The 19,700-nt window shown below is 48.4% G+C and carries 12 protein-coding genes; 3 read left to right on the top strand and 9 right to left on the bottom strand.

Annotated elements, in window-relative coordinates; translation table 11 throughout:
• The first annotated feature begins 203 nt into the window (after nucleotides 1–203).
• Nucleotides 204–2,255 (top strand): amidohydrolase family protein, encoded by a 2,052-nt coding sequence (locus ACJJIM_RS01765; RefSeq protein ID WP_444912191.1) that lies wholly within the window; start codon nucleotides 204–206, stop codon nucleotides 2,253–2,255.
• A 78-nt stretch (nucleotides 2,256–2,333) separates the two neighbouring features.
• Here ACJJIM_RS01765 and metE read toward each other — a convergent pair whose 3' ends face one another.
• Entirely contained in the window at nucleotides 2,334–4,568 is a 2,235-nt protein-coding gene (gene metE / locus ACJJIM_RS01760; RefSeq protein ID WP_413664531.1) for a 5-methyltetrahydropteroyltriglutamate--homocysteine S-methyltransferase, read from the bottom strand.
• Nucleotides 4,569–4,740: 172 nt separating this feature from the next.
• Here metE and ACJJIM_RS01755 point away from each other — a divergent pair, with 172 nt between their 5' ends.
• Nucleotides 4,741–5,697 (top strand): LysR substrate-binding domain-containing protein, encoded by a 957-nt coding sequence (locus ACJJIM_RS01755; protein ID WP_444912190.1) that lies wholly within the window; start codon nucleotides 4,741–4,743, stop codon nucleotides 5,695–5,697.
• 191 nt (nucleotides 5,698–5,888) lie between these two features.
• The gene (locus ACJJIM_RS01750) at nucleotides 5,889–6,428 is read left to right on the top strand and encodes a cytochrome b (protein WP_413664530.1); all 540 of its coding nucleotides are present in this window, start codon (nucleotides 5,889–5,891) and stop codon (nucleotides 6,426–6,428) included.
• Nucleotides 6,429–6,519: 91 nt separating this feature from the next.
• On the opposite strand, the gene ACJJIM_RS01745 is transcribed toward ACJJIM_RS01750, so the two are convergent.
• From ACJJIM_RS01745 to ACJJIM_RS01710, 8 genes are all read right to left on the bottom strand, one after another.
• Nucleotides 6,520–8,286 (bottom strand): DEAD/DEAH box helicase, encoded by a 1,767-nt coding sequence (locus tag ACJJIM_RS01745; RefSeq protein ID WP_282934580.1) that lies wholly within the window; start codon nucleotides 8,284–8,286, stop codon nucleotides 6,520–6,522.
• A 209-nt stretch (nucleotides 8,287–8,495) separates the two neighbouring features.
• Nucleotides 8,496–9,731: a capsule biosynthesis protein gene (locus tag ACJJIM_RS01740; protein ID WP_413664529.1), complete on the bottom strand. Its 1,236-nt coding sequence runs from the start codon at nucleotides 9,729–9,731 to the stop codon at nucleotides 8,496–8,498.
• Nucleotides 9,732–10,412: 681 nt separating this feature from the next.
• On the bottom strand, nucleotides 10,413–12,458 hold the full coding sequence (locus tag ACJJIM_RS01735) for a capsular polysaccharide biosynthesis protein (RefSeq protein ID WP_444912189.1): 2,046 nt from the start codon (nucleotides 12,456–12,458) through the stop codon (nucleotides 10,413–10,415).
• Nucleotides 12,449–12,919 carry a hypothetical protein gene (locus ACJJIM_RS01730; RefSeq protein ID WP_413664527.1) on the bottom strand — a complete coding sequence of 157 codons (471 nt, stop codon included), beginning with the start codon at nucleotides 12,917–12,919 and terminating at the stop codon, nucleotides 12,449–12,451. The genes ACJJIM_RS01735 and ACJJIM_RS01730 overlap by 10 nt, the downstream gene beginning before the upstream one ends.
• A 466-nt stretch (nucleotides 12,920–13,385) precedes the next feature.
• Complete coding sequence (locus ACJJIM_RS01725; RefSeq protein WP_413664526.1) at nucleotides 13,386–15,119, bottom strand: SLC13 family permease; 1,734 nt, start codon at nucleotides 15,117–15,119, stop codon at nucleotides 13,386–13,388.
• A 234-nt stretch (nucleotides 15,120–15,353) separates the two neighbouring features.
• The gene (locus tag ACJJIM_RS01720) at nucleotides 15,354–17,621 is read right to left on the bottom strand and encodes a glycosyltransferase family 2 protein (protein WP_444912188.1); all 2,268 of its coding nucleotides are present in this window, start codon (nucleotides 17,619–17,621) and stop codon (nucleotides 15,354–15,356) included.
• A 123-nt stretch (nucleotides 17,622–17,744) separates the two neighbouring features.
• Nucleotides 17,745–18,887: a glycosyltransferase family 92 protein gene (locus ACJJIM_RS01715; protein ID WP_444912187.1), complete on the bottom strand. Its 1,143-nt coding sequence runs from the start codon at nucleotides 18,885–18,887 to the stop codon at nucleotides 17,745–17,747.
• 133 nt (nucleotides 18,888–19,020) lie between these two features.
• The gene (locus ACJJIM_RS01710; RefSeq protein ID WP_444912186.1) at nucleotides 19,021–19,581 is read right to left on the bottom strand and encodes a sulfotransferase; all 561 of its coding nucleotides are present in this window, start codon (nucleotides 19,579–19,581) and stop codon (nucleotides 19,021–19,023) included.
• Nucleotides 19,582–19,700 lie beyond the last annotated feature (119 nt).

Here is a 19,700-nt window from a genome sequence, read left to right as displayed (position 1 = left end):
CATAGAGTAACGCAATATTGTGAGAGTGCTTACAAGTAAGCGCTCTCGCAATACCTTTACCTTACTCCGAAAGTTAAAACATTAAAGAACGCCCTACCGCTCCCGCTTTTCCTCTCGCCGCTTGCGCCCCTAAGCTGCTTGCCCCCTCACCGAAAAGAAGCCAAAGTCCATCACCGGTATTACAACAAGAAAAGGGACTGTTCATGAGAAAAAAAACACTGGCAACGCTTATCGCAGCCACAGTACTAGCCGCAGCCAATAGCGCTTATGCAAAATCAATCGAGTATATTTTTTACGATAAAGAGGGCATTGCTGGCTCTGAAGTTATTCATCAGGATGGAACAAAGGTATCTGGTGAATTAAAGCTCGGCTGGAATAACCGTCGCCTAAACCTCAAGGAGAGCTTCACTATCGGTGAGGCGGCAATGCCCGAGAAATTATCCATTGAAGGGATCAGCCCATTTGGTGCTCCAGTCAGCGAAGAATTTTCCCAGGAAAATGGTGTCTCTCGCTGGAAAGGTTCCGATGAACATGGCAGTGCAAAAACTTCCGAAGCCCAATTTTATATTCCCAAGAACAGTACCCTTGCCGTACAGACGCAATTGGTAAAAGCACTGATTGCCGATGCAGATCAAAATATTGATTTACTGCCGCAAGGAAAAGCACGCCTCCATAAGCTTGATAAAGTGACCCTGCAACAAGGCGAGAAAAAGAAAACGGTCCACCTTTACGGCGTAAGCGGCCTGGGCTTTACCCCAGATCTCGCCTGGTATGATGACAATGGGGATTTATTTGCCTCCGATGAGGGGGGATGGTTCGCCATCCTGCGCAAAGGCTGGGATAAATCTCACCTCGAAGAACTGAAAACCCGGCAAGTCGCAGCCGCAGACCAGTACCTGCAAAGTATTGCCAAGAAACATACCCACACATCAACCCAACCCATCCTGATCAGCAACGTCAACCTGGTTGATGTTGAATCTGGCAAACTGCAGAAAAAGCAGCATGTGCTGATCAAAGATGGAAAGATCGCAAAAATCAGTAAAAAACCGATCAAAGCCAACGGGGCAACCACCATTGATGCCCGTAACCATACGTTGATCCCCGGCCTCTGGGATATGCACGCCCACTTATCCCCTACCGATGGTGTTCTGAATATGGCCGCTGGCATTGTCAATGTTCGCGACATCGGTAATACCCATGAAAGTATCATGCGTATTGAAGGCATGTTTGAGTCAGAGCAAATCATTGGCGGCGACCTTTTCCGTGCGGGCTTTATGGACCGGGAAAGCGAAAATGCCATGCGAATGGGCAAGACTGCGGACAGCCTGGAAGAAGCCAAGGATATTGTCGAGTGGTATGCCGATCGCGGCTATCAGCAAATTAAAACTTACAGCTCGATGGAGCCCGAGTGGATCGCTCCGTTAGCCAAGCATATCCACGAAAATGGTATGCGTTTGTCCGGTCATATTCCTGCATTTATGACCGCCGAAGAGGCAGTGGACGCGGGCTTTGATGAAATTCAGCATATCAATATGCTGTTTCTGAATTTTATGGGCAAGATAGATACCCGTAAAAGACTGCGCTTTACAGAAATCGGAGAGCACGCCCACGAGCTGGATCTGGATAGCAAAGAAGTGGCTGCTTTCCTGGATAAGCTAGCCAAGAAAGGCACTGTCGTAGACGCAACCACCACCGTATTCAGTTCGATGTTACTGCGCCAGCCGGGCAAAGTAGATCCTGAATTTGCCGATATTACCGACCACCTTCCAGTCAATATCCAGCGCGCCTTTGTTGGGGCCGAACTGGATGTGAAGCCGGAACACCGGGATGACTACGACCTTTCAGCGGAAGCCCTGCTGGCCATGATGCTCAAGCTACACGAGCACAAGGTCACTATGGTCGCGGGCTCCGATGGCATCCCCGGATTTACCCTGTTACGCGAACTCGAACTCTATGCCAAAGCAGGTATTCCCAATATTGATGTACTGCGCACGGCTACACTGGTACCGGCGCAGGTTATGGGGGCCGACGAGTACACTGGCAGTATTGCAGTGGGAAAAAATGCAGACCTGGTTTTACTGGAGGGAAATCCCCTTGAGGATATTACCGCGCTGCGTCGCACTGCACTGGTGCTCGAGGGACAAAATATGTATCGCCCGGATGAACTTTACACTGCCTTGGGTATTAAACCTTTCCACCCTTCAGTGCCATTTGAATTAAATAATACTACTACAGTAGCCACCAAGTCCGAGTAAGTTAAAAAAACAGAAGCGAAAAAAACAGAAAAAAAACCGGCAATCCAAATGATTGCCGGTTTTTTATTTATAAATTGGCTAGGCCAGTTCTGTACGCACAGTGCGTGCAGCCTCTACCATATTCAGTAGGGATGACCCGACCTCAGCCCAGTTACGGGTTTTAAGGCCGCAGTCTGGGTTTACCCAAAGTCGCTCAACCGGCACCACCTGTGCAATTTTCTTAAGTCGCTCAACCAGCTCCCCCCTTTCCGGCACATTGGGTGAGTGAATATCGTAAATGCCAGGTCCAATTTCATTGGGGTAACCACCGGCCTTGTCGGCAAACGCGCTGAGTAGGCGCAAATCGGAGCGAGCTGATTCAATAGTAATTACATCCGCATCAAGGGAAACAATGGCATCCATAATTGCATTGAAATTGCTGTAACACATATGAGTGTGGATCTGGGTTTCCGCTTTTACTTCGCTACAGGTGTAGCGGAAACACCCTACCGCCCAGGCAAAATAATACTGGTGCTCAGACTCTCGAAGGGGAACTCCCTCACGCAAAGCCGGTTCATCAATCTGGATGATCCCGATACCGGCCGCCTCAAGATCCAACACTTCTTCCCGCAATGCCTTGGCAATTTGCAGACAGCTCTCACTGCGGTGAATATCTTCCCTCGGGAAGGACCAGTTGAGAATTGTCACCGGGCCGGTAAGCATACCTTTTACCGGCTTATTAGTAAGGCTCTGGGCATAGCTGCTCCACTCTACTGTCATAGCGTTAAGTCGGGAAATATCATCAAAAATAATCGGGGGTTTCACACAGCGAGAGCCATAACTTTGCACCCAGCCATTACCGGTGTGTACAAAACCATCCAGTTGCTCCCCGAAATATTCCACCATATCGTTGCGCTCAGCCTCACCATGCACCAGTACATCCAGACCGAGTATTTCCTGACGACGGATAGCTTCGGCAATTTCAGCGCGTAGATGTTCTAAATAATCCGCTTCAGAAATTTCGCTATTGCGGTACTTGCGGCGCACACCGCGCAAAAGATCCGTCTGTGGGAATGAGCCTATTGTGGTGGTTGGTAGCAGTGGCAATTGCCAACGCTTGGCCTGTACTAAAGAGCGATCCTGAAAGCACTGTTGACGCCAGGTATCCCGTAATTGATCAGCAATGGAGCCCTCGGCTACACCACTCTCTCCGCCTGAGACAGGGATCTCTGTGTCCTCATTGAGCAGCTGCTGTAATTGAGCCAACTCCTGAAGTTTCTGGCGGCTGTAAGCGAGCTTCTGTTTTTGCTCACTGGGCAGCTTGACCTCCGTTTCCAGATCCACAGGGCTATGGAGCAGGGAGCAACTGGCTGATAGCCATAGGCGATCTCCCAACTGCTTCGCCAAAGGCTGCAAAGTGCCCTGCCAACGATTGAGGTCTGCTCGCCACACATTTCGCCCATTAATCACACCCGCAGACAGAACCTTGTTCTTACCTGCCAGCTGGGCCGCAGCTTCAAGTTCTTCAGGTGCGCGTACACAGTCAATATGTACCCCGGACACAGGGAGGGAAAATACCAGCTCCAGATTCTCGCGCAAAGGTGAGAAATAGGTAGCCAGCAGTGTATTCACCCCCGGGGCTACTACCGCAATCTGCTGGTAGGTGCTATCAAAAGCCCCACGCCATTCATCCGGCAGATCCAGGCCTAGTATGGGTTCCTCCAACTGCACCCATTCAACTCCGAGGTCAGCGAGCTGAGACAGCAACTCGGCATAGCAAGGCAGGAGTTTTGGCACTAAATCCAGAGGGCTATCCACACCTCGCCCCAGCCACAGGTAAGTGAGTGGTCCGATAACCACCGGCTTGGCTTTGTAGCCCAGGGATTGGGCTTCCCGCACCTCGTCAAGTAACCACTCACTATCCAGGGAGAAGGCCTGATCATTGGAGAGTTCAGGGACCAAGTAGTGATAGTTGGTATCAAACCACTTGGTCATGGCACTGGCCGCTACCGGCTGTCCCGATGGAGCGCGACCACGGGCCAAGCGGAAATACTGGTCCAGCTTGTTATCTGCCGCTCCTTCTTTAAAGCGCTGACCGACCACACCAAACATCAGGGAGTGATTCAGAACCTGGTCGTACCAGGCGAAATCCCCCACAGCTACACGGCTCAAACCGGCCTCACTTTGGGCCTGCCAGTTACCACGGCGTATCTCTGTGCCCACTTGCAGCAACTGCTGCTGGGGCATATCACCGCGCCAATAGGCTTCTTGCGCTTTCTTCAGTTCGCGATTGGCTCCGATACGCGGATAGCCGAGGATATGTGTTTGCACCATGGCCGCCTTCCCAAGCTCTTTCCTGTGAGGGGATCAAAGTTGCCCCATTGAAAAATACCCCGCAGCTGCGATCTCGGTAACGGTCGCATTAGCGAGAGTCCTGACTTGATTGTGTGCGCACAGTGCTGTTCAATCAATTTCATATTTTTTGCAAATAACATGAATAATTTTAATGATGATTGAATTGCGCCATTTGCGTGCGCTGAGTGTTTTGCGTGAGACAGGCAGCCTGGTACGCGCAGCAGAGCGCCTTCACCTGACCCAGTCGGCTCTTTCGCACTTATTTCGCGAAATGGAGGACCGGCTCGGCCAAGAACTGTTTATACGTAAATCCCGGCCTCTGCGATTTACCAGTGCCGGTCTGAGACTGCTGCAATTGGCGGACGACATACTGCCCCAGGTAGCTATAGCACAACGGGACCTGTCTCGACTGGCATCTGGGCAAGCGGGCAGGCTCAATATCGCTATCGAGTGCCACAGCTGCTACCAGTGGCTGATGCCCGCACTGAATACCTTCCGGGACAGCTGGCCAGAAGTGGAACTGGACCTGTGCAGCGGCTTCCACTTCGCTCCCCTACCCGCACTGGTGCGCGGCGATCTGGACCTGGTTGTCACTTCTAATCCAGACCCCGATCTCAAAGGACTGCACTACGAGCCGCTATTCAGCTTTGAAATGTGCCTTGCCATAAGTCGCAAACACCCTCTAGCGCAGGAGAGCAAACGGCGTTGGGTAGAACCGCAGGAATTGGCTGGTGAAGTCCAGATTACCTATCCGGTTGAGCGCGAGCGGCTGGATATCTTCCAGCACTTCCTCGACCCCGCTGGAATTGAACCCGCAGAAGTTCGAACCGCAGAACTCACCGTGATGATGGTTCAGTTAGTAGCCAGCGGCCGAGGGGTTTGCGCCCTGCCCAATTGGGCGCTACACGAGTACCTGCAAAAGGGGTTTGTTTCCCAATTCCAGCTGGGTAAAGAGGGCCTTTGGAGCACTCTCTACGCGGCAGTGCGGGAAGATATGCTCGAGCAACCTTATCTCACAGACTTCCTCAAAACCGCACGGGATACCAGCTTTGCCAATCTACAAGGTGTGAGAGCGGCCAGAACCTGCCTAACCACTTACAAAAGTTAACTGGGCGGCTTAAGCCTTTGCGGAAATAATGACTTACTCAACCTCAGCACAATTATCAAACAAACTGAATATTTTCAGATCAAACAAATCAATGGTTTGGTCTGGCCGGAGAGGCCGGTAAAATCACACAAATAACTATACGGCAGTGGCCTGTACCCGGCCAAATGCCTGGACTTTGTAGGAGACCCTCTATGTCAAACCCGGTTGAACGTTGGAACTCAGTGAGTAAAGGACTGCACTGGCTTTTTGTAATCCTGCTGCTCTCTGTGTGGGGAGCGGTTGAACTGCATGAGTTTTACGAGCGCGGCGACCCCATGCGCGGCTGGTTTATGCAGCTGCACTTCTCGCTGGGAGTCGGTGTCCTGATGCTTCTGGCCCTTCGCCTCTACTGGCGTGCACGTCACAAGCGCCCACAGATTGAAGGCAAGAAGTGGCAGAAGGCACTGTCCAGCCTGACCCATGGTGGACTCTACCTGTTGATTCTGGCTATGCCGGTATCAGGCATCGTGATGCGCCAACTGTTTGGGCGCGATACCGAGTTTTTTGGCCTGTTTGCCGTTCCCAACCTGTTCGCCAAAAACCCGGATCTGGGCAAGCAAATCGCTTTCCTGCACAAAGATGTAATGTGGCCCGCCCTGCTCGTACTGGTTGGACTGCATATCGCCGCCGCCCTGTGGCACCACTTTATTGCCCGCGATAACACACTCACCCGTATGCTGCCACAGCGCTAATTCAAGTCAGGGAAGAAATAGAAGAAAGGAAACTGAATGGGAGAGCGCAGGCCTGCGCTCTCCCGGAATAAACCTGCTAAACAGGTACGACTTACTCGTCGTTATTGCCGCGCTTGGCTTTGGGCTTACCTTTGGGCTTGAACTTAGGCTTACCCTTGGGCTTCCCTTTCGATTTCACCGCCGCTTCATCGAAGCGGGTGATTTTCATCGGTTTACCGGAAACACGCACCTTCTTCAGGTGTTGGAACACCTCTTTCGGCATTCCCTGGGGCAGATCTACCGTGGTGAAATCGTTGTAGATTTCGATACGGCCGATATAGGAGCTGTCCAGATCCACCTCATTGGCAATAGCGCCAACAATGCTGCCGGGGCGCACGCCCTGCTCGCGGCCGATCTCGATACGGAAGCGCTCCAGCCCCTCATCGGGCGGCGGCAGCTTGCGATCTTTCTCGAAGCTTTCCTTCTTGCGGCGGCGACCACCGTCAAAGTCATCATCGCGCTCGCGACGCTCTTTGCGCGGCCTCTGCTCTTTCTCTTGAATCAGCAGGGGCTGGTCACCCTGGGCCATTGCAGCCAGCGCGGCAGCAACATCCAGAGGGTCAACCTCATTCTGCGCCAGGAATTCCTCAACCAGCTGACGATAGGGCGCCAGATCAGTTTGGCCTTCCAGGGTCGCGGTAATGCGCTCGCGGAAGCGCTGCATACGGGCGCTGTTAACTGCATCTGCGCTGGGCAAATCCAGTTTTTCGATCGGCTTCTTGGTCGCTTTCTCGATGACACGCAACATACGGCGCTCGCGGGGCGCCACAAACAGGATCGCATCGCCTTCGCGACCAGCGCGGCCGGTACGACCGATACGGTGAATATAAGCTTCGGTATCGTAGGGGATATCGTAGTTAATCACGTGGCTGATACGCTTTACGTCCAGTCCACGAGCCGCAACATCGGTGGCTACAACAATATCGAGCTTGCCGTTTTTCAGCTTGTCAATCACGGCTTCACGCAGGTTCTGCGCCATATCACCGTTCAGGGCGGCACTGGCGAACCCTCTGGCGGCCAGCTTATCTGCCAGTTCCACGGTGCTGTTTTTGGTCCGCACGAAGATAATCGTGGCGTCCACCGGCTCCGCTTCAAGAATACGGGTCAGTGCATCCAGTTTGTGCAGACCACCAACCGGCCAATAGCGCTGGCGAATGGTTTCCGCAGTCTCAGTCTTAACACGGATTTTTACTTCAACCGGCTCATCCAGATGCTCGCGGGCGATGCGGGCAATCTCTTTTGGCATAGTGGCGGAGAACAGCGCAATCTGGCGCTCTTCAGGAATCTGCTCCAATACCCACTGCACATCATCGATAAAGCCCATGCGCAGCATTTCATCCGCTTCATCCAGCACCAGGGTGCGTAGATTGGACAGATCCAGGGAACCACGACGCATATGGTCCATCACCCGTCCGGGAGTACCTACCACCAACTGAACGCCACGCTTCAACTGCTGTATCTGGCCGCGGTAGTCAGCGCCACCGTAGATAGGCGCAACGTGGAAACCTTTCAACTTGGATGCGTAAGACTGACAGGCTTCAGCCACCTGAATAGCCAGTTCGCGGGTCGGTGCCAGCACCAGTGCCTGAGGGCGACGATCCTTCAGGTCCAGCTGGGAGAGTAGCGGCAGCGCAAAAGCTGCGGTCTTGCCAGTGCCGGTCTGGGCCTGGCCTAGCACATCCCGCCCCTCCAGCAGGGACGGAATAGTTTGTGCCTGGATCGGGGAGGGAGTCTCATAGCCGAGCTTTTCGATGGCGCTGAGAATTTCAGACGGCAGACCCAACTGGTCGAAGCCGGCCGCTTTAGGGGTATCGGTCATTTCGGAATTCACTTGAAGCCAAAGTCCCTATCGCGGGACCGGAGCGGTGGGTAAAAGGCCGCGCAGTCTAACAGGTTAGACGATCCAGATCAGCCTGTTTTTTAGGCAAGTTGATTGGCATGTATCTGCCCCGACAGATAGGATATCAATATTGGGTAGATAAAAAGAAAAGCGTCATTGATCTAGAGGTAAAAAGAGTACAGCGCTCCTTAGACCATATCCACCTCAGTTTCAGGCTGCTGCCTTAGCTCCCTTGCACGGGCCTCCGTCAAGCGCCTGCAAACTCCATCGATTGTAGCGGTAATATGGCGGGAGAAGCTGCCATCCACTTGGGTCTTATCATAGAGATAGGCCCGAAATCGCTGGAAGAACTCCGTGTCTACCGGGTCGGATTGACTCCAAAAGCTGGAGAGCCCCCCTTGATGAGTCAGCCCCGGTAAGTCGTACAGTGATCTTCCAAGTACTTGAGTTGGCACCTCGTGGAAGAGTGCAGATATCCCCACTGTACTGTTGATTGTTACAACCCCTAGGGTGTGATCGAGCAAAGTCGGCAGGTGCAGGTCATGACAGTAGATAACCCTGCCAGTAATTTGGTAGCGAGTTTCCAGCTCCTGTATCAGCTTTTGATAGTGACAAAACCCTCGATCCATAGGGTGGTGCTTTATTACCATCATCGAACCCTTTGGAGCATTTTGTGCAAACGACTGCAACACCACCTCTATCGCATTTTCGATAGAAACCAGATCAGAGTGCTTTCGCAGTTGAAAATCATCGCGGGTTTGAAGTGGAAAAAGAAAGTACCGGCCGCTGAGCTCACCCGTCAAACGGGCCGTAAGTCCGCGCTCCATCAGTTTATAGAGGCCTTTTCGATAGAAACTCTTGATCCAGCAAACGCCTTCACCTAGCCAACTGAGACTACGGTGGTGCCGATAGTGGGGAAATTCCGATTGAGAAGCCCGCATCGCAAGATAATAGGCAATTGCAAAACGCGCTCGCCTAAAAAAAGTTTGCCCGACAGGCTTAACCTGCTTTCGCTCCCTGGCTCGATAACTATTAATTGCTTCTCGAGACCAGTCCGTACGCGAATGAGCGTTAACCCCGCCAAATTCAAGAGTGATAAAATCCGGGCGCAAATATCCCTCTTCAAATACACCAAAAGCGATACCCTTGGACTCGCAGATGGATTTTGCAATGGTATGCAGGCGGCGGCAGTCCCCATAGCAAAAAACAGTATCTACATTATTTTTAGATAGATAATCTGAGAAGAAGGCACTCCAATCACTTTCTCCCCCGGTGAAATCCACCTGAAAATCAGCCCAAGCGAAGTAGCGATCCCCGCCATTAAAGTTGATCTTATGAGTAATGACTCCGCTCTGTGACAGGCGCCTTGCCAATTGGGCAAAGAATGGTCCATGAGGTCCTTGTAAAAATACTGCCTCAGACATGTATTGGCTTTTCCTTGAACTAAGGTCACTGGATACGTTGAAACGAGGCGATGAATAAAAAAGAAATGACTGTGAAATTAGGCAAACTTCACAGTTATTATAATGAACTGCTTTTTACATCTATGCGAGCCATCTAACAACATAGAACTTGGATATTAGAGCCGCTACTAACAGGGCAGAAACTTCTGTAAATTTGGCAGCAAAAACTGCCCTACTGTGGTTTCTTACTTCAAGGATCTTCCCATCAATCAAACTGTATAGCGTAAAAATGCCAACACACAATTTGTATTTGGTACAAACCATAAAGTCAATTCATATAAAAACACAACCACTCAGCACGCCAAGAAATTAACATCTGGCGACACGCGAGAGAAAGATACCCCTGTAGCAAGCCGAATAAATTCCAACTCCATTTAATCCCACATCTTATACCAGGAAAAAATAGGTGTCAGTACAACTAGTACTATAATCACCAAAGTGTAATCGGGCGTAATAGAGTAAGAATGGCTTGCAGCCAGAAAGCCTTGGAAACCAGCTCCCGAACACTTAGCGTAGAAGGGAAAAATATAAAAGTTTGTTAAGTAGAAGTTTGAAACTATATTCCCTGAGATCTAAAAATTTAAACCAATCTATCAAAAGAAATAGAATAGATAGCCTTATACTGGATTTCGGGTACAGCTTTCAATATCTCATAAAGATTCTTCGGTATAAGGAAAAGAGTTTAAAACAAACTCCTTTTTTGTTTTCCAAAGAACGTGCCTTTTCAAGTAGTTCAATGGTAGTTTCTGCATTGATAAATTCTGTCGTTTTGGGATCCACATAGACCGGGTATAACAGCAAAGTAGCGGCAATCATCTGGTTTAAAGTTAAATTGCGCTGCCTTCTCGATGTAAAATCCCTTAACTCACCCGTGGGGATTTCTCTATCTTCGACAAGCGTATCCCTTGTGAGTCCCCAACCAGCATAAAAGGGTAACCCATAAGTGACCACTTGCTTGCCTCTCAGTAGTGCCTCAAAACCACTCAGGGAGCTCATGGTGTGAATTTCATCAGCGACTTTAATAGCAGAAACTATATCACCCTGTTCAAGCAAAGTGTCATAAAGGGAATCAGAACTCCCCTGCAAAGTACCTAGACGAGCACCGCAAACTACGTCAGGGTGCGGCTTATAAATAATATGAGAATCGGGGTTATTGAGCCTGACGCGCTCAAGAAGTGCCAGATTGCTTTTTATTATTGGGGAACCATTAGCTATCGAGGCATCACTTTCTACCTGCCCGGGAACTAAAATAATTTTTTTACCAGAGGAAAAACCAAAATCAACTGTAGGTTTATCTTCTACAACGTTGTATTTGCTAATCCCCTTATCGATCAATTTTTCTCGTAACCTTCTAGCTCTATCTAGAAGAGGATCAGGAAAACTACAGGTATTTAACAGCATCTCCAAATCGCTGGGCTGCCTGGCGTCAAAGTAAATACCACGACTATCTAGAACCAGTGAATTCGGAACGACCAGATCGGCACCCAAACCAACGGAACGCAAGAAACCGTCTTCAACCCTCCAGACATTTAAATCAGATTTCTTAGCCTCATCAAGCAAACCATCTGTAATCCGACTTGCCCATATCAGAACATTGGTTCCTGCCCTTGCATCTGGTACCTTTGCAGAAGAAAATTTAATCCTTCCCTTTCCACCGATAAAGCCTGGAATAAAACTCCTTTTCCAGTGAGAAAATCCTACTCCAACCCAGTCGCCATCAAAGCGATTCCACTGCCTGCGTTGTTCAGCAATTAATGCCACAGTGTCTTCAAAGTTACATCGATTGCCAGTATACGGATTAATATACCGGGAGTATTTGAGGTACGCAGCGCAAAAAACCTGAAGCAACGTTCGCTTCACACTGCGGCGACCACACTTTCCTCTATCCCGAGTTAACCCCCAGCCCGCGTAAAAAGGCACTCCAAAGCAGTGGACCTCCTTACCGGCGACCAGCGCCTCGAAACCCAGCTGGCTGCTGACCACATAGACCTTTTCAACTCCATCCAGGATTGACCAGGGAGAGATATCTTCAGAGATAATCCTACACCCCCTCAGTTCAGCCAGTTCCTTTAGATAGCCACGCTTTTTTCCTGCGACAACATCGGGATGAATCTTTACAAGAATTTCAGCATCAGGATTTTCATTAATTGCGGACTCAAGCATTTGAGAGAAATGCTGCTCAGAAGCCAACCCTCCTTTAACGGAAATATCCCCAAATGTTTGATCGACCACTAAAATAGATTTTTGTCCTGGCAAAATTTCCAGTGATATATCAGCCGACTGGTTATATTTCGACAGTCGGCTCTCTCGTATCAGTTTTAAGCCTTTCTCTGCACGAGCAAGGTCATCCAGTGAGAAATCAGCTTCTCTAATTAATGTTTCCAGGTCACTTGGCCGGGAGGCATCGTAATAGATACCTGTCGAGTCTACGACCAAGCTATGAGGTTCAGCACCATTTACGCCAAGGCCGAGTGAACGTAAAAAACCATCTTCTATGGAAATATAGGGCAAACTCAAATGAGTGGCGAGGCGCTGTGCTTTAAGAGCGCTTTTTTTTAACCCCCAGCCGGCCATCATGGTAATTGATCTATCGGGCTTAAGAGCTACATAGCGACATTCAGCTCCCAGGAAGTTCTCAAGGTTAGATAAACGCCGAAGTCCGAATGAGCAGTGTCCAATTACAGGCATTTCCTTGCCTCAAAAGAAAGTGCATCCCGAAGACTATGATCGTTAGCAAGGTCTAAGATTCCCTCAACCCAAGCTGAAGGTTCCATTGGTAGCAACAGACCATTTTCCCCGTGCCGCACTACGGAACCGTATATGTCCCCTTGAGCGAAAATACCTGCGGCACCAGCCTGGGTAATATCAAAAAACTTTGTATGCGACCTGGCGCGATTAAACGGTAAATCGAGCAAAGGTGCCAAACCAATTGATCGCCCTCGCTCTCGAAGCATCGACACATAGGTAGGCCACGTCATCGGGTGCAGTATCTGTACCCGTGGCAATCCTCGAAAGAGTCGATTGACACGCTGATCTCCAATTATCTCAAAATTGAGAATTGGACTGCGATTGAGGACTTCTTCTATCACCGGCCGCAGCCACAGAACATCTTCAAGGTGTGACGCAGAGCCATGGTAAAACACGGTCAAAGGCTGCTCCTGCTCACAACTCAAGGGAGCCGGCTGTAGCAACTCTGGTGACCAGCTTTGGTACTTTTCCTCAAGGTAGGATGTCGAAACCAATAGTTGTGCGCCGACAGATTTTAACCACCTCTGTTTAGACCAACTAAGCCGTAATATTTTTGCTTGATACCGAAGTGGCATGCTGGAGAACGCATACCAATCAAATAGGTCATCATCGATAAAGAGGTAAATTCTATGAAACCGACCTCTATTTTTATCTATAAATGACTTCCAACTCCGGGGGATGTAACGAACAAAGACTAACGATTTGCCATTAATATCCTGTTCAAACGGAGAGCTGGACCAAGTTATACACCGGAATTTGATTCCCCTGTCATACAAATATGGCCGAATAAAATAGTCTGTTGATGGGTTTGCTCCCTCTTCAATGACTAAACAGCTTTCTGTGGGAACCGAGTCAAGTGCCAAATTACTACCCCTCGAGCGGAAACACGATTGGAATCAAAATCAAAACTGTTATCGAATAAGCAATAGTCAGGGGTAATCCAGCCCTGAGGAAATCACGTAAATGATATCCTCCCAAGTTTTGCACAATCAGGTTAGTTTGATAGCCAAATGGGGTGAGAAAGCTGGCACTAGCTCCATAGGCTACGGCCATCACAAAGGGCATCCAGCTAACCCCAAAGCTCTCAGCCAAGCTCCATGCGAGTGGGAAAGCCAGTGCTGCAGCGGCGTTGTTGGTCATCAATTCTGTAAGCGCCAATGTCAGTAAGAAGATGCCCACCAACCCGGCTAATGGCCCCCAGTCCGCTAGTAAACTACGCAGCCCTAGCGCTAACGAATCTGCCAAACCACTACCCGCGAAAGCCTCAGCCAAAATCAGGGCACTAGTGATAATCAGCCATATCTGGAATGGGAAACGCCGCTGTAACTCAGTAGTAGATACGATTCCCAGACCAATCATTCCTCCAAGAAGAACCACGAGCCCTTTTAGCAGCGAGAAGACACCCAGTGCCGCACCGGCCACAACGGCAGCAAAGCCCAACCCCAAAAGCCAGTTATTACGTCGAGAGAGGTCGCGCCGAACCTCTGTGCCGCTGATCACATAGAAATTCTTATCAATATTCAGATGATGACGAAAATCCGGGCCCACCGCCAACAGCAGGGCATCCCCAGCGCGAAGCTCAATCTCACCGAGCTTGCCAGACAACCGCTCACCACCACGACGCATAGCAACCACGGCTGCATCAAACCGAGTACGAAAATTGCACCCTTTTAAAGATTGGCCAAGAATACTGGAACTGGGCGTAATCACTACTTCTGTAAGATTCAGGTCCAGATCCTCATCCTCCAACGCAAATAAACGCAGCCCTTCAATATCCTGTAAGCGACCAAGGTCACGTACATCACCACTAAAAATTAACTTATCCCCACAACGGATAACTTCGGAGGGACCCACTGGGCTAATAACCTGGCTGCCACGGACAATTTCAATTAAATAAAAAGTCTCCAATTGACGTAGGCGGTTTTGCTCGACACTTTTCCCATCCAATGGGGAGTCAGCTATCACTTCCGCCTCCAACAAATACTCAGTGACAGGCTCTTCCGTTACTCCCCCTTCCGGCAGAAGACGATTGCATAAGAGCAGTACCGCCAAGCCTACTAAAGCTGCGGCCAAGCCCACCGGTACAAAGGCAAAAAACTCCAAACTGGGAAGGCCGCGATCCAGCACAAAACTGTTAACAATCAAGTTAGTGGAGGTACCAATAAGCGTCAGAGTACCGCCGAGAATCGCCGCGTAAGATAACGGAATCAGTAATTTGGCCGCGGGCAAGCGCCGCTGCCCCTTCACACTTGAGGATAAGGCAGCCACAACTGCCGTATTGTTAAGAAACGCAGAACTTAATGCAGTAGCAGTGGTAAGCCTCAGCAAACTTGCCTTTAAGGAGCCCTTAATCAGTCCTTCTGAAATCGACCGCAACCAGCGGGCCTTCTCCAACCCCACCGACACGAGCATCAGAGCTACTAAAGTGGCTAAACCTGGGTTTGCTCCTTTCTGTAACGCTGACTCCGCTGGGACCAATCCAGTCAGGAAACAAGCACCAGCTGCCGCAGCAAACACCAAGGATGGACGAAAATGAGTAAAAATTAAACATCCGATAACCAGGGCGAAGATACCGGAAACAAATAATTGGGGGAAAGTCATAAGATCGAAAGGTCGCTCTGATTACCGATTCTAGTGTTCGTTTCTATATACAAACCTGTGCTGAGATCGAATTATGCCAAATCTTAGGTGAGTATGCCCCCCAGCGCATTTTCTCCAACAAAGCTGGCTTAGACTCAAGGTTAAAATACAACTTGCGAGATATCTCAGGGATCCTGATTAAGCACTTGCTCTATCATGAAACTACAACAATGCCAAGAATACCGTGACATATCGCTATGCTAGCGAGAAATCTTCATGAATCAGCGTCAGATGCGGATTATAGGCAGGATCAGTATCCAGTAAGCCTCCCCAGCGAGCCCGCATATACTCTGCCTCACGCTGTGCCCGCCGGCGTTTAGCTAAGGTATTATCGGCCCCGCGTGATACCGACTCATGGTGATACAGCTCTGCGTATGGTGTCCATAAGTTGCGATAACCTGCTTCACGCACTTTTAGGCATAGATCAACATCATTAAACGCGACAGCCAGGTTCTCCGCATCCAGGCCAGCAACTTCTAAAAATACCGACTTCCGTATCAATAGGCATGCTGCAGTTACAGCGGACAGATTCTGCACCAGATGCAGGCGCGAAAAGTATCCATATTCATGGCGGCTGAAGTACTTATGGGAGTGACCAGCAACACCACCAATTCCCAAAATCACTCCACCGTGCTGGATGGTATCATTTGGGTAATAGAGCTTCGCCCCGACACAACCAATTTCAGGCCTCTGAACCTGGCCGACCATCTCCGTTAGCCATTCATCGTTAATTGGCTCAATATCGTTATTTATCAGTCCGATGATCTCACCCTTGGCAAGGCTGACTCCAAAATTATTAATTGCAGAGTAGTTAAAGGGGTGATCCCAGCGATGCACTGAGACTCGGGAATCAGTAGCCCTCACTTCATCCAGAAAGTGTAAAGTTGCCTCACAACGACTCTGATTATCTAAAATCAGTAATTCAAAATTGGGGTAACATGTTCGGGTAAGGATAGCCTCCACACAGGGCTTCAGTATATCCAGGCTATCGCGGGTTGGAATGAGCAAGCTTACCAAGGGGGGCGGCTCAGAAATATCCCATCGCACCCGATAGCTATTAGGGGCTACACCAGGCAGAGCTCTGGCTTTCAGACCTTCACTTCCCAAGTAGTCACTTACAGCCCTAAGCCCCGCAGAAGCCGCATAATCTTTCGCGCAACTCTCTTGTGCTGTCGAGCCGCTAATAGCCCGCCAGTGATAGAGCACTTCGGGAATATGTGCTACGTTTTCCTTATTCAAATAGGGCATACAACGCAGTAACAAATCGTGGTCCTGACTTCCCTCAAATCCTGCACGAAATCCACCTACACGCTCAACCAGCTCACGGCGCAATACGGTTAAATGGCAAATATAATTTTGTGATAGTAGGAGATCTGGATTCCAGCCTGGCTTGAAATGAGGATCAAAGCGCACGCCTTGTTCATCAATTTTATCTTCATCGCTATACACTAATTGTAACTGCGGATTTTCTACAATTGACTGGGCAACTCGCTGTAGCGCGAATGGAGCCAGGGTATCATCATGATCTAAAAGCGCTATATATTCACCACCGGCCAACGACAAGGCACTATTACTTGCAGCCGAAATATGTCCATTTGCTGTTCGAAATATTACTTTGATACGCTGGTCTAGCTTTTGATATTTCTCCAGGCAGGATTTAACCTGAGCCTGACAAGAAGCATCATCAGCAATACACAGCTCCCAATGACTATAACTTTGTGCTAAAACCGAATTGATACATGAGCTTAACAGTTCAATATCAGTGTTATAGGTTGGAAGAATAATAGAAATTAAAGGTCTACCAGAGCCTTTAGCTAAATCCAGTGAGCCCGGATAAGAAGCAACTCTTTTTGCCTCTACAGTTCTAATCCACTCAGAATAATCACTGGTTTGCTTCCGTTTAACAAAAGTTCTTGCATAGTGCTGTAAAGCCAAATCCCGCCAGTTGCAACCTGATTCACGAGCCTCGCCACGAATGAGTTGTAAAACCTTTGCCTTTCCCTGACTACGAAATTTAAAGTGCATATTGGCCAAGCGCTGCGCCAGGCGATCGTAGGCAAACTGGGGGAGAAGCTTCACTAACTGGAAGTGTTGTACTGTAAATAGTCCTTCGGATTCCATAGGATCAAAGCGCAAAGCTTTAGGGCGTTGTTGAAGGTAGAGTAGACGCTTACTAACACGACCCGATTTACTTGGAAGAAATATACTATCCGGCTCGGTGAAGCCATCTCCATAGTCAAAATAGAGTTTAGAATCTGCAGACGACTGATTGTGCTGCAGTCCAAGTTCCACCATATACCAGCCAGGGCCAGGAGCTCGTCCCAGTACTTGGAATTGGGGGTCCGGTCCAGATGCACACCATAAAAAATCTGTTTCAGTGCAATCAGAGGGCTCAATCGCAATTCCGGGCTTAAGCCTGGGCGCCAAATCAACATAGAAAAAGGACTTAAAAATATTTAACACCGTAACAAATCCAGTTATTACTCAGCACTCTTAGCGGCACCGCATGCATTCGCCAATAAAATAATAGCTAGTTCAACTCACACTGAAACTGGTAAGTATCAGCCAACTGATACACACCTTAGACTAAGGGCTACCATCCAGTCTGAAGTTTACTTTGGCAGCAATGTTCGTGCCATAAATATAGGCCTCAATCTCGTCTCGATTGGACAAACCCATTTTAGGCTTAAACGCAAACCCGCATTTCAAATTCTGTGAAAGTCCCTTTCGCACAACGTCGGGCCGGTTTCTATTTAACTCAACTAAGTGCTCTTCCCCATTAATCAGTAAGCGAATTTTTATCGATCCCGCAAATTCTGCTGTCGCCCAACCAGTAATCAAGTCAGGACCCACATCTACAAAAATTTTTCCATAACACAGATATGGAGTCTCAGCAGTTATGCGTTCCTTCAAACGGGCAACGCCATTTTTTACACTTTCTACATGACAGAGAAGTGCATCGTCAGTCTCATCATTTAAATCATGAGCTTTAAAATAAGCTTCACCTTTTTTCCTAGTTGAACTACCAGCACCAGAACCCTTTTTCTCCTTTTTCATCGCATGTTCATGCCTGGACTTGACAACATAATGATTAACCCTTAACCCGTCATAGAGAACTCGAGTTGTCTTGGGTTCACTGGATGTACCATTTTCAAATTCAGTAGGTTGTAAGTTAGCAGAATAATAACGTCCGCTTTTAAGTACACATTCATGGACATGCATCTTTTCAACCAAAGATGGCTTCAAAATTGTTTTAATATGTCGGTTAAATTCGTGCTCTTGCTTGGAAGCTTGAGTAAATCGCTCAATCACCAAACCATCACTCTTGAACTTATGTCCAGATGAGCCGAAATTTCTCCAATTGAGCGCTAGTGCACTGGCATCCTCTATTTGATTAAAATCAGATAGCAAGCTTTTTAAATTAACGCCCTGCGCAGTAACGATAAATTCATCAGCATCAATAAAGCCGAGCAAATCAACTTTATCGCCAAAGCGATTTAAGATCAGATTATATGCCGGCATCTGTGGACCATGATCCCCTACTCTGGGGAAATAAATCCTATTTACTACTCCCAAGCTATCCAGAGCCTCCAACAATTGGGAGGAACCATCATCACTGACATTGTCTGCAATATAAAAAGTATCAACACCGATCAACTGGTGATACACGATCCACTCAAGGATGTACTCATATTCGTTCTTAAAAATCGCTGCTATTCCAAACTTCATTCGCGCTCAAAAGACCTTTCCAGGTGAGAGTACTATTTTCAACACTCTCACAATAAACAAAATATAACTTACAATTCGCGACCGTCTACTATAATCATCAAAAAGATGAAAGCTCAACTTTCCAAAAGACTAATTAGCAAGCTGTTTTGTGGGCATGTTTATAAAAAGAAGCCTGCAACCTTGAACAACCAATAAACTCTTTTAGTTTGCGCCCATCATCCTTTTCTATATCAAAAAGAAGAAAATTTTTCCGACCATAAAAATACTGAAGCACATTTGAATGATGCCTATGCCACTCATATTTCCAGCGCCGTATAACAGTTTCTCGATCGCATGAATAGATCTTCTCAAATCTGTGTAAATAACTACCATTACCGTGATTAAGCCGACTCTCAACCCATTTCTCTACAGGGCGTGTATTTAAAATAAAAAGAGAATCGGGGTACTGTCGATCCAACTCATGATAGTACTTTTCGAAAGCATACAGGCACCGACTTGAGACAAACTCCATATCACTATAGAAATCGAAATTTTTATATCCACTTAATAGAGGCTTCCCATGTAAGTAGTTGTCCTCAAGTCGTAAAGCCAAGCTCCCATGATCCCAGTGGACAGATTCATAGCCATTACGTAAGAAAAAATGATTTACACTGGTTGTACCGCACTTATTGAACCCAATTTGAGATACTTTCATACTAAAAAAATCTTTAAAAGCTTATTCATCCAAAGTGCTTCTTAACGTCGAGCTGCCTGTATTTGATCCAAATCGAAACAGTAAAGTAATACAGAATTTGGGTCTTGCTTTTAGCTATT

Source organism: Microbulbifer maximicatervae (SeqCode) (assembly GCF_052467615.1).
The sequence above is the reverse complement of the archived record's forward strand: the minus strand, read 5'-3'. Positions and strand labels throughout refer to the sequence as shown.